Source organism: Veillonellaceae bacterium (genome assembly GCA_025992895.1).
GTDB lineage: Bacteria > Bacillota > Negativicutes > Veillonellales > Dialisteraceae > Dialister.
In genome coordinates this window covers 1,616,351-1,628,315 of record DAJPGA010000001.1, presented here as the reverse complement: position 1 = coordinate 1,628,315, position 11,965 = coordinate 1,616,351, and the positions used below count along the sequence as shown (strand labels likewise).

Genomic DNA, 11,965 nt, shown 5'->3' with positions numbered 1-11,965 from the left:
ATTGGGTGGTACCGCGATAAACTTCGTCCCATGTTGGGATGAAGTTTTTTTATTTGATCATCGTTTGCCGTATATGCCAATTTAAAATTTTATTGCATTGGAGAGTGTTAACTATGTTGGATATGAAGTTCATTAGGGAGCATGCTGAGGAAGTAAAAGAAAACCTGGTTAATAGACATAATCCCTTCGATCTGGATCATGTTCTGGATCTGGATCAGAAGAGAAGAGAACTGCTTCAGCAGACAGAAGTATTGAAGAGCCAGAAAAACGCTGCATCCAAGATGATTGCCCAGGCGAAGAAAGAAGGCAGAGATGCTTCCAAGGATATTGAGGATATGCGCGAAGTAGGGAAAAAGATTTCTGCCATTGACAGCGAACTTGCATCTATTGAATCTGAGCTGAAAGAACTGCTGCTTCACATTCCTAATATGGCCGACAAGTCTGTTCCCGTAGGCAAAGATGATTCTGAAAATCCGGAAGTAAGACGCTGGGGAGAAATCCCGGCTTTTGATTTCCCTGTCAAAGCTCATTATGAATTAGGCGATACTCTTGGAATTCTGGATTCTGAAAGAGCAGGAAAGGTTTCCGGAGCCCGTTTCTATTTCTATCTGGACGGCGCAGCACGTCTTGAAAGAGCTGTTTATAATTTTATGCTGGATGTCCACACACAGGAGAATGATTTTATTGAAGTCATTCCTCCGTACATTATCAACGGAAACTCCATGCAGGGAACCGGCCAGCTCCCTAAATTTGCTGATGACATGTACAAAGTCGAAGGCGAAAACATGTACATGACACCGACCGCCGAAGTCCCGCTGACCAACTTCTTCGCTGGAGAAATCATCGATGGAGATAAACTTCCTGTGCATTTTACAGCACTGACACCATGCTTCAGAAAGGAAGCAGGATCGGCAGGCAAGGATACACGCGGCCTCATCAGGCAGCATCAGTTCCACAAAGTGGAAATGGTTAAATACTGCAAGCCGGAAGACAGCTGGGACGAACTGGAATCCCTGACAAGAGAAGCCGAGAAGATCCTGCAGCTCTTAAAATTACCGTATCATGTTGTATGCCTGTGCACAGGAGACATTGGATTCTCCTCAGCTAAGACTTACGATATCGAAGTCTGGATGCCGGCGCAGAATAAATACAGAGAAATCTCTTCCTGCTCCAACTGTCTGGATTTCCAGGCTAGACGCGCTAATATCAGATTCCGCAGAAAGACCGGAGACAAACCTGAATTTGTTCATACATTGAATGGTTCCGGACTGGCTGTCGGACGTACAGTAGCTGCTATTATGGAAAACTATCAGCAGGCTGATGGAACAATCAGAGTACCGGATGCATTGGTTCCATATATGAACGGGGTCAAAGTTATTGGTCAGAGAAAGAACTCTGGCAAATAAAATAAACGATTATAAAAAAATCAGCGGAGTGTGTTTTTCCGCTGGTTTTTTGTTCTCTCAATGAATACTGTCAAAGAATTTTAAGTGAGCGGGAAATGAAATTGATGCAGGCCTAGTTACTATATTGATTTTTATGTATAATTGATTTTAAGAGGAGGTGATTTGAGTTGAAAAATATTAAAACACTTCTTGCTTTTTTCATCTCAGCATTCATTCTTCCCTATACGGTTCTTGCCAGTGATGGAGGAGTGGCGGCGTCGATTATTAAAGATCCGGTTGTGGATACTTTATTTTCAATCATCATCATTTTATCTATCGTAATCGAGATAAAGACGGCAGGATTTTCTGGAGGAAGTCTTATAGCCATTCTGGCAGGACTTATTCTCATAGGAACGAACTGGTACTATGAAGGCGGGCAGTCTCTTGAATTTGTGCTTTATTTCGGCGGCATCGCATTGATTATTCTGGATATCCTTGTTATGTACACGGGTATATTCATAGGCGCTGGCTTCATTGCGGTTATGGCAGGTCTCTTTTTTACTTTTGGTGGGAATATGACAGCTCTTTATATACTTCTGTTTGCAGTACTGGCTTCATGTGTCGGCGCTTATTTCGTTTTCAAATATCTTCCCGGCAACCATATTTGGAAGAAGATTGCCCTTCATGCCAGACAGACTAATAAAGAAGGCTACTTATCTTCCTCGAAAGACCTCAGTTCACTAGAAGGGAAGTCTGGAATCAGCGTTTCGACGCTGCGGCCCACTGGAAAAATTTCAATTGATGGAGGCATTAAAGATGCCATTTCAGAAAATGGGTTTATTGAGAAGAATTGTGAAGTCCGCGTGGTAAAAGTTGAAAATAATTACTTGATTGTAAGAAAAGTATAGCAAGGATGACCTTGCTCGTATTCCATTAGGAGGTACTTATGGATCCTTTCGTTTTCCCTGTGGGAGTTTTAATTCTGGCTGTGCTGGCCGGTTCTATTTTTCTGCATTTTGTCCCGGTCGGGCTGTGGATTTCTGCCCTGGCTGCCGATGTAAACATATCCTTGTTCAACTTGGTTGGGATGAGGATCCGCCGTGTCGAGCCAAGAATGATAGTTCTTCCCCTGATCAAAGGCATCAAAGCAGGATTGTCCTTAAACAGCAATCAGCTGGAAGCGCATTATCTGGCGGGCGGCAATGTTGATAATGTGGTAGATGCATTGATTGCAGCGCACAGAGCGCAGATAGACCTGTCTTTTGAACAGGCAGCGGCTATTGATCTTGCCGGCAGAAATGTACTGGAAGCCGTACAGATGAGTGTTAATCCGAAAGTCATTGAAACACCGACGATTTCTGCTGTTGCAAAAAATGGTATCGAACTTAAGGTAAGAGCAAGGGTTACTGTTCGTGCCAATATCGATCGTCTCGTCGGCGGTGCAGGTGAAGCAACGATTATTGCCCGTGTTGGCGAAGGCATTGTTACAACGGTCGGCTCTTCTGAAAAGCATACAGACGTTCTTGAAAATCCGGATCATATATCCCGGACAGTGCTTGGAAAGGGCCTTGACTCCGGTACGGCTTTTGAGATTCTTTCCATTGATATAGCTGATGTGGATGTCGGAAGAAATATCGGCGCACAGCTCCAGACGGATCAGGCCGAAGCTGATAAGCAGATTGCACAGGCAAGAGCAGAGGAAAGAAGAGCGATGGCAGTTGCCAAAGAGCAGGAAATGCGTGCGTATACGCAGGAAATGCAGGCAAAGGTTGTAGAAGCGCAGGCAAAGGTGCCGCTTGCACTTGCTGATGCACTTAGAGCCGGAAACCTTGGCGTTATGGATTATTACAATATGAAGAATATTGTGGCCGATACTGAAATGAGAGAAAATATTGCGGGCAGCAGTGAGAAGAAAAACTGATTCTGCCATTATAAGGAGGTACACTGCAAGTGAATGAATACTTGATTGAACTTATGTGCATCCTCGCCATAATGGTTTGGCTGACTTGGAGGTACCCTTTTGCGTCACTGCCCGTGGTATCCTCAGACAACGGAAATTCATCCGGTCTTGTTTTTTTCAGGAAGATGGAAGGAGAGAGCCATATAGATAATACCGTCCATGTAAACTACTTCAAGCACAGATCTGCCGGAGCAGAGGACGGCCTGGAGACACCGGATGAGGATTATGATTACAAGGCGCTAAGGAAAAAGATCCTTGAAACATGGGGACAGAGCACGCCTGAGGGAAATGGAGAGGAAGATAACACTTCTCCTGATACAACGTCTCCGGATAGTTCCGGCGGCCGGAAATCTCAGGATGAGCCCTCTCAAAGTAAAGCGCCTGTTCAAAATCCTGCTCCTGATAAGAGAAGGAATATATCCGAACCAGAGACAGCTCCGTCCCCAAGACGTGAATATGAGCCTGTTCACGTAAAAACAGTTCCAAAGAGAAAAGCACCGATACCGGAGAGAAAGGTGCCTGACAAGGCAAAGGCGCATGCAAATAAGCAGAATGCTGAACCAGCGATGCCTGATGCCGGCAGCAGCTCGGACAGTGAAGGCTTGATACCTAAACGCTGGTCGGAAAAAGATGCACAGCAATGGATGGTATATGATGCAGTTTTTGGGCCTCCCAGGGGAAGGGCTGGATGGAAATACCGCAGATAATTGATCGGCTTTGCAGCCGTGCATTTTGGGGAGGTTTATGGATACTTTCAAAGAAGAGGTTTATGGCAAAATCCAGTGGGAATGCTGCCGTGCGAAAGTTTATATAGTAGCTATGTCCTTGTTTTATGTTTTAATCTGCGCAACGATTATTACATACGCCTTGGAATATGGAAATATTTTATATGTCGTGGCAGCTGGTGTCTTTTGCTTTTCTATATGGCGAATCAACAGGCTGCATACACCGGTTGCACTCGTCTGCGAGAAGAAGCTTCTCGTGTCGGTACCATGGTCATTTTTAAATTCTGACTTCGACTTTTCCTTCAAGTCTTTGTACATGCCTATAGAATATTCAGAAATTACGGGTGTTTCCAGTTGCTGGGATCATCTTTACATAGGTGCCAGAGTAGCAGGAGGAATCGTAGGACTGCCTGTTCAGATGTCATGTGTTTCCAGAAAGGATAAGGAAAAGTTTAAATTCTGGATCAGCAAAAAACAGGAAGAAAACAGGCATATATCCAGGCTGACTTTTTAGTCATGGATAGGGCAGAGACTCATGAAGGTCTGTTGATTTACAAAAAGCCTTATGATACCATATAAAGCATATTCATGATTTTAAGAGGTGAAGTTGAATGGCTGCTAAAATTACATACACGATACAAAAGGAATTGGGGGATTTGTCAATAGCGCCCAATGGATGGAAAAAGCAATTGACTTACACGAGCTGGAATAACCGGGAAGAGAAATTTGATCTGCGTTCCTGGAATGAAGATCATACAGCTATGACAAAGGGAATTACTCTGACTAAGGAAGAAGCCCTTAAGCTGCGTGATATACTGAATGAAATTGATTTTGATGAGTTATGATGAAGCCTGACAATATGCCAAGCAGGAATTCCGCAAGGAAGCCTCCTGCTTGGCATATTGTGCATTTAAACATAAATTAAGGCATACTTTCTATATTTATTCGTAAAGGGTCATATTATGGAACTGGGATTTCTAAAAGATAATCCAAGAAGCAGTAAGGCAATGCTTACTTGTGCTCTTGGCCTTGCAGTTAACTTTATATTAGCTGGTACCAAAATTTTTGCAGGCTGGTCAAGTGGTTTCTTATCTGTTATGGGAGACGGGTTTAACAATTTAACAGATATGGGATCAATCATTTTATTGATGATGACCTTCTATTACGCTGCAAAGCCCTCTGATAAAGAGCATCCATTTGGTCACGGGCGCTTGGAATATATTAATGCGACCGTCATGGCAGCTATTGTTTTATATGTCGGTATTACTCTTCTTATAGAATCAGTACATAAAATTTCAAATCCAACGGATACCGTATATTCACCTTTGATTGTTATCAGTTTAGCTCTTGGCATCATCGGCAAGTTGTTTCTGGCATGGAAGTATAAAAAAACCGGAAAAGAAATCAATTCTGAATCATTCAATGCTTACAGCGCTGATTCCTTATCAGATCTGCTTTCTACCTCAAGTGTCCTGGCCGCAACTTTGGTAGAATCTTTTTTTCATTACCATATCGATGGGTATATGGGTGTATTAATGTCATTGGCCATTCTCTGGACAGGATATACAATCATGAAAAAGGCGGTGAACTCAATTATGGGTTCTACACCGGATCCAGAGATATATGAAAGCATAAAAAGCTGCATCCTGGGATGCAAGGGCGTGTATGGTGTGCATGACCTGATTGTGCATGATTACGGCCCTGAAAATCATTTTGCGACAGCGCATGTAGAACTGGACAGTTCATTGAGCTTTATGCAAAGCCATGAACTGTCGGACAATGTTACAGCTGTTTTGCGTGAAAAACTGAATATCCAAGCAGTAATCCATGCCGATCCTAAAGCTGTATCTAATCCCAGAGCGGCAGAGTATCAAAGAGATCTGGAAGCCGCCATTTACCGCTCAGGACTGCCGCTTTCCTATCATGACTTTTTTGTTCAGGAAAAAGAAGGAGAAATCGATCTTTCCTTTGAACTGGCGCTGACAGGCTACTGCAAATTGAATGATGGGGAAATTTATCATGAAATATCTGATGAATTAAAGAAAATCAATCCGGCCTATCATATTGAAACGATGATTGACAGAAACTTTATCAGCGGAAAAATCTATGGAGATAGTAAGTAATTTATCAAAATTGATCAGATGCTGAATAACACTTGCTGATGATTTTATGATAAAATATATAGTGGAAATCTAACGAATATATGCGTCAGATGAATTGACGATGCATACAGATTCTTTTAGCAAAAAGAGAGTCCATATACGCATCAATGAAATTATATTTTATGAAAAATCATCGTGAATATGTAAATATTTAAGGAAGTGTGTGTATGAAAATAAAAAAATACACAGTTTTAGCGGCCTGCCTGTTAGTTTTTGGAACGTTCAATGTATCTTATGCTGATTACATGATGGGTTCCCATGGAAATGATGTCAGAATCCTTCAAAGACGTCTTGCTCTCTACGGACTGAATGTAAAAGCAAACGGAACCTATGACAAGGCAACATATAAAGCCGTCATAAAGTTCCAGAAGAAAAGACATTTGACAGCGGATGGAATCATCGGTCCTGCCACTTATAAAGCATTGACCGGCTATTCTATGAAAACGGCTTCAAAAACCGGCTCAAATGCGCCCTCTGCCGTAAAGAAAAGCAGCAGTGCCCCAATCCAGAGAACGGGAATTAATGATTCCTTGGTACAGTGGCACAGCTCGGTGATAACAAACAGCACTGTTAAGGCGATTACAGAAGAAGCGCGGAAGTACATTGGAGTTCCATACCAGTTTGGCGGTACGACGCCGAAGGGATTTGACTGCTCAGGTTTTATTCAGTATGTTTTCAACCGGAAGGGGATTGTCCTTCCCCGGTCTGCTGATGAGCAGTATACTTCCGGGCGAAAGATTTCAGTGAACGCACTCGAACCCGGCGATCTTGTTTTCTTTAAAACGTATGACCAGGGAATCTCGCATTCTGGTTTATACTTGGGAGACGGATATTTCATCAGCGCAACCTCGAGCAGGGGAGTGGCCGTGGCAACGATGAAAAGCGGCTACTGGCATGACAGATATGTCGGCGCAAACAGAGTTCTGTAACGGGACGGTGCATTTCTGACTGGCAAACCCATGAAATAACTGAATCAAGAAACGGAAAATAAAGTAATGTTGAAATAAGGCTGTAGATTTTTTGTTTTGCTACAGCCTTTTTACAATGATTGATGAATATTAAATTTATGAATATTAATGGATGGTGCAGCTCTTATGAAAATAGCCATGATCCAAATGGAAGTTGACTCAGGGCAGAAAGACAGAAATATACGGCATGCATTCCAGCTCTTGGAACAAGCGGTTCCAAACAGCGATGTCCTGGTGCTGCCGGAATTGTGGACAATCGGATATGATTTTCACAATTTAGATAAAAATGCAACAAGGCTTGGAGATAGTTTGATTTCAGGATTATCCTCGTTCGCCAATTATCATCATGTTACTTTGGAAGCAGGGACGCTTCCTGTTGAAGTCAATGGCAAGATTAGCAACATGGGGATTGTTTTCGGCCCGAATGGGGAAATCCAGGCACAGTACAGCAAGCGTCACCTGTTTTACGGATATGAGGAATCAAAATTGATGGTCCCCGGAAACAGTTTGATGAATACTGAAATCAACGGTGTCAAAACAGGAATGGCTGTATGCTATGAGTTCTATTTTCCGAGAATGTGGAGAAAAATGGCAAAGAGCGGAGTGACATTAGTATTGGCTCCGGCTTCCTGGTCTGCTGTCCATATTCCTCAATGGGAAGTCCTTACAAGAGCCAGGGCTATAGAGAACGGGATCTGCGTCTGCGCGGTCAATATGGCAGGAGAGTACCACGGGCTCAAGCTTGGCGGGCATTCTCTCTTTATTGACCCGACAGGGAAGGTAGAAGCGGAAGCAGGAGATGGAGAAGAGATTCTTTATGGAGAGTATGATGAAATCCGGTACAGGGATTTAGGAAAGCAATTGGCGGTCATACGTCTATAAGAATGATCTTATCATTTCGTTTCTCAAAGAGATTGGGCTTAATCACGTGAAGTATGCTAATCCATATTTGCATGGATTAGGCAAGTCATATATAATGAAGGGGCAATTAATTAAGGGGGTCTATCATGAAGGGCAATGATATTCGCGAGTCGTATCTTTCGTTTTTTGAAAATAAAAAAGATCATCTTAGATTAAAGAGTTTTTCCTTGATTCCTAAGGATGACCCGAGTCTTTTGCTGATCGGCGCCGGAATGGCACCATTAAAACCGTTTTTCACAGGCAAGGTTGAACCGCCGAGACATAGAATCACAACAAGCCAGAAGTGCATCCGTACTGGTGATATCGAAAATGTAGGACATACTGCAAGACACCATACATTCTTCGAAATGCTGGGAAACTTCTCGTTTGGCGATTATTTCAAGAAGGAAGCTATTTCTTGGGCATGGGAATTCCTTACTGAAGTAATCAAACTCGACAGCTCCCGCCTGTATGTCACAATTTATCCGGATGATAAGGAAGCTTATGATTACTGGCATACGATGATCGGGCTGCCGGAAAATCATATTTATCCTCTTGCAGATAATTTCTGGGAAATCGGTGAAGGCCCGTGCGGCCCTGATTCTGAAATTTTCTTCGATCAGGGAGAAGAATTCGGAACAGACCCGGAAAATCAGATGGGCGGAGACGGTGATCGTTTCCTTGAAATCTGGAACCTGGTATTCAGCCAGTATGACCGTCAGAAGGACGGATCCTATCTTCCGCTGGCGAAGAAAAACATTGATACCGGTGCAGGTCTGGAACGTCTTGCCGCTGTACTGCAGCACAAGAAAAACAATTTCGAAACGGACCTGTTCTTCCCAATCATTGAAGAAGCATCCACTCTTTCCGGTGTTTCCTATGGAAACAGTGCACAGAGCGATGTTGCATTGAAAGTTATTTCGGATCATGCCAGAGCCATTACCAATATGATTGCTGACGGCATCCTGCCTTCCAATGAAGGAAGAGGCTATGTACTTCGCAGAATCCTAAGACGTGCTGTACGTTTCGGAAAACTTCTCGGAATTCAGGATCCATTCATGGGCCATATGATCGATGTAGTCATCGATATGATGAAACCTGCCTATCCGGAATTGCTGGATAAACAGGCATACATTAAGAAAGTAGCTGGAATGGAAGAAGAAAGATTCCAGACAACATTGAATGCAGGCATTGATCTTCTTTCCGAGATGATAGAAGATACACAGAAACATCATGAAAAAAATATTTCCGGGGAGCGCGTTTTCAAATTATATGATACCTATGGATTCCCATGGGAACTGACACAGGAAATCGCCGCTGAAAAGGGACTTTCTGTTGATAAGGCCGGTTTTGAAGCTGCAATGGCTGAACAGAAGGAAAGAGCAAGAGCAGCCCGCGCTAAGGTTTCTGCCAAGGTGGCAACGCCTGATACGACGAAACTGGATATTTCTTCATTATCAACCATTGATGAAGACGGGACAACGAAGCTCCTTCTCGTAGGCAAAGATGGCAAGGAACTTACCTCTGCCGCAGATGGTACAGAAATCACAGCAATCCTTCTCAATACTCCTTTCCACGCTGAAGGCGGCGGACAAATTGGTGATACAGGCATCATTACCGGAGCTGAAGGTTCCATTATTGTTGAAAATACCAAGAAGCTTCCTGATGGAATCACCTACATTATCGGTGAAGTTAAAGAAGGCATCATTCGTGCAGGCGAAGAGGTCAACGTAGTCGTAGACCGCGACAGACGTGAAAAACTGGCCAGAAACCATACAGGCACGCATATGCTGCAGGCTGCACTTAGAAGAGTACTCGGTGATCAGGTCAACCAGGCAGGTTCACTGGTGCTTCCTGACAGACTGAGATTCGACTTCACCTGGCCGGAAGCATTATCTGCAAAGCAGATCAGGGAAGTTGAAGATATCGTCAATGCTGAAATTATCAAGAACACAGCTGTGTCCATTAATGAAATGCCGATTGATGAAGCTAAAAATCTGGGAGCAATGGCGCTTTTCGGAGAAAAATACGGCGATATCGTCCGTGTCGTTTCCGTCGGTGAATTCAGCAAGGAATTATGCGGCGGTACGCACGTATCCAATACCGGAGAATTAGGATCCTTCAGAATTATCGGAGAGTCCGGCATCGGATCCGGTGTCAGAAGAATTGAAGCTGTCACAGGCTGGGCTTCTTATGAAATGATGCAGGAAGACAGAAAGCTTATCAATTCTGCAGCAGATGCACTGAAATCAAACAGCACCGGGATCCTGGAACGCATTGAAAAACTGCAGGCAGAACTGAAAGATGCCGAACATGAATTATCCGCCCTTAAGAAAAACAAGGTCCAGGATGAGCTCAAAGATTTGATTAAGAATGCTGAAGTTAAAAATGGAGTTTCCATACTGGGTGCAGTTGTTCATGTCGATAATATGGATGAATTGCGTGAAGCTGCAGATTTTGTAAAAGCCAAGCTTCCTGTTTCTGCTGTCATACTCGGAACAGCTGCAGGCGATAAGGTCAATCTGGTAGGCATGGCTTCACCAGATGCAGTTAAAGCAGGTATCCATATGGGCAAGGTCATTTCCCAGGCTGCCAAGATCTGCGGCGGTGGCGGCGGCGGAAAGCCGGCTAATGCGCAGGCAGGCGGCAAGGATGTATCCAAGCTTGCAGATGCTGTTGCCCAGGGAGTTAAAATTATTTCTGGAATGCTTGATTAAGGAGGGATATATATGTCAGTCTCTGATGAAACAATTTTATTTAATAAAAATGCCGACGAAGGTGAAAACACACAGGCATCTATGATTTTGCAGGAAGTGTATGCTGCTCTTAAGGAAGCCGGGCATAATCCAACCGTTCAGCTTGTCGGATATTTGGTATCTGGAGAACCGACATATATTACCAGCAGGCATGATGCAAGAAAGCTTATCTCGGGCATTGAAAGAGATGAGCTTGTAGAAGAATTAGTCAGATTCTATATAAAGCATAAGGGTCTCTGATATGCGTATTATGAGTCTTGATGTTGGTTCTCAAACAATCGGCGTTGCTGTAAGTGACCTTTTTGGCTGGACAGCTCAGGGAGTTGAAACCATCCGGCATACTACGAGAGAAAAGGATTTCGCAAGACTTCGGGAGCTCACGGATCAGTATAAAGTGGAAGAGTTCGTATTGGGCCTGCCTTTAAACATGAACGGGACTAAAGGTATGCGCGCCGAACGTACTGAAGAATTTGCCCATGAACTGGAAGAAGCCTTTCCTGACATTCCCTGGAGATTCTGGGATGAAAGGCTTACAACTGTTATGGCGCAAAAAGAGCTGATTGCTGCGAATGTGAGCAGGAAGAAGCGGAAAAAAGTTATTGATAAAATGGCAGCAGTAGTTATTCTCGAGGATTACCTGCATTATCTCGCTCTGAATGGCGGGAAAAAGTAAAGGATACATTATGGAAAATAAAACCGAAGAATCAATCATCGTGACAATCGACGATACGGAAGGGAATTCCAGAGATTTTGTACAGGATATGGTAATACCGTTCGACGGCAAGGAATTTGCCGTTCTGGTATCGATTCCTGAAAGTATGGATTCTGAAGAAGAACCCGATATCATATTAGCCAGAATTGACAAGGATCAGGACGGAGAAGTCGTTTACGTATCTCCAACTGATGAAGAATATGACGCTGTCGCTGAAATCTATAATGCCATGTAATTATCATTAAATGGCATAAATTGAAATGGCTGATCACTGAATGTTAGATGTTGTTCTGACAGGCAGAGGTCAGTTTTTTTCAATACCAGGAACCGATCCGGCACCAGTCACTCCCCTTCAGGAAGAATGACAGGTGCTGATTGGATACGTATCTGAAAATAA

At 43.5% G+C, this 11,965-nt stretch carries 13 protein-coding genes; all 13 read left to right on the top strand.

Annotation, left to right across the window (positions count from 1 at the left end):
- Nucleotides 1–113 precede the first annotated feature (113 nt).
- The 13 genes from serS to OIM03_06985 all read left to right on the top strand — a co-directional run bounded on the left by serS (nt 114) and on the right by OIM03_06985 (nt 11,803).
- The gene (gene serS, locus OIM03_07045) at nt 114–1,406 is read left to right on the top strand and encodes a serine--tRNA ligase (protein ID HJI74032.1); all 1,293 of its coding nucleotides are present in this window, start codon (nt 114–116) and stop codon (nt 1,404–1,406) included.
- 167 nt (nt 1,407–1,573) lie between these two features.
- Entirely contained in the window at nt 1,574–2,293 is a 720-nt protein-coding gene (locus OIM03_07040) for a peptidase (GenBank protein ID HJI74031.1), read from the top strand.
- Between the two features lie 38 nt (nt 2,294–2,331).
- Nucleotides 2,332–3,306 (top strand): flotillin-like protein FloA, encoded by a 975-nt coding sequence (gene floA / locus OIM03_07035; GenBank protein ID HJI74030.1) that lies wholly within the window; start codon nt 2,332–2,334, stop codon nt 3,304–3,306.
- 164 nt (nt 3,307–3,470) lie between these two features.
- Nucleotides 3,471–4,052 (top strand): hypothetical protein, encoded by a 582-nt coding sequence (locus tag OIM03_07030; GenBank protein ID HJI74029.1) that lies wholly within the window; start codon nt 3,471–3,473, stop codon nt 4,050–4,052.
- A 37-nt stretch (nt 4,053–4,089) separates the two neighbouring features.
- Nucleotides 4,090–4,584 (top strand): hypothetical protein, encoded by a 495-nt coding sequence (locus OIM03_07025; protein HJI74028.1) that lies wholly within the window; start codon nt 4,090–4,092, stop codon nt 4,582–4,584.
- A gap of 97 nt (nt 4,585–4,681) precedes the next feature.
- On the top strand, nt 4,682–4,915 hold the full coding sequence (locus tag OIM03_07020) for a PC4/YdbC family ssDNA-binding protein (GenBank protein HJI74027.1): 234 nt from the start codon (nt 4,682–4,684) through the stop codon (nt 4,913–4,915).
- Between the two features lie 117 nt (nt 4,916–5,032).
- Nucleotides 5,033–6,193 (top strand): cation diffusion facilitator family transporter, encoded by a 1,161-nt coding sequence (locus tag OIM03_07015; GenBank protein ID HJI74026.1) that lies wholly within the window; start codon nt 5,033–5,035, stop codon nt 6,191–6,193.
- 206 nt (nt 6,194–6,399) lie between these two features.
- Entirely contained in the window at nt 6,400–7,161 is a 762-nt protein-coding gene (locus OIM03_07010; GenBank protein HJI74025.1) for an NlpC/P60 family protein, read from the top strand.
- Nucleotides 7,162–7,326: 165 nt separating this feature from the next.
- Nucleotides 7,327–8,082 (top strand): carbon-nitrogen hydrolase, encoded by a 756-nt coding sequence (locus OIM03_07005; protein ID HJI74024.1) that lies wholly within the window; start codon nt 7,327–7,329, stop codon nt 8,080–8,082.
- 125 nt (nt 8,083–8,207) lie between these two features.
- Nucleotides 8,208–10,817 carry an alanine--tRNA ligase gene (gene alaS / locus OIM03_07000; protein ID HJI74023.1) on the top strand — a complete coding sequence of 870 codons (2,610 nt, stop codon included), beginning with the start codon at nt 8,208–8,210 and terminating at the stop codon, nt 10,815–10,817.
- Nucleotides 10,818–10,829: 12 nt separating this feature from the next.
- Nucleotides 10,830–11,096 carry an IreB family regulatory phosphoprotein gene (locus tag OIM03_06995; protein ID HJI74022.1) on the top strand — a complete coding sequence of 89 codons (267 nt, stop codon included), beginning with the start codon at nt 10,830–10,832 and terminating at the stop codon, nt 11,094–11,096.
- A gap of 1 nt (nt 11,097) precedes the next feature.
- The gene (ruvX, locus tag OIM03_06990) at nt 11,098–11,529 is read left to right on the top strand and encodes a Holliday junction resolvase RuvX (GenBank protein ID HJI74021.1); all 432 of its coding nucleotides are present in this window, start codon (nt 11,098–11,100) and stop codon (nt 11,527–11,529) included.
- 10 nt (nt 11,530–11,539) lie between these two features.
- The gene (locus tag OIM03_06985) at nt 11,540–11,803 is read left to right on the top strand and encodes a DUF1292 domain-containing protein (GenBank protein HJI74020.1); all 264 of its coding nucleotides are present in this window, start codon (nt 11,540–11,542) and stop codon (nt 11,801–11,803) included.
- Nucleotides 11,804–11,965: the final 162 nt, after the last annotated feature.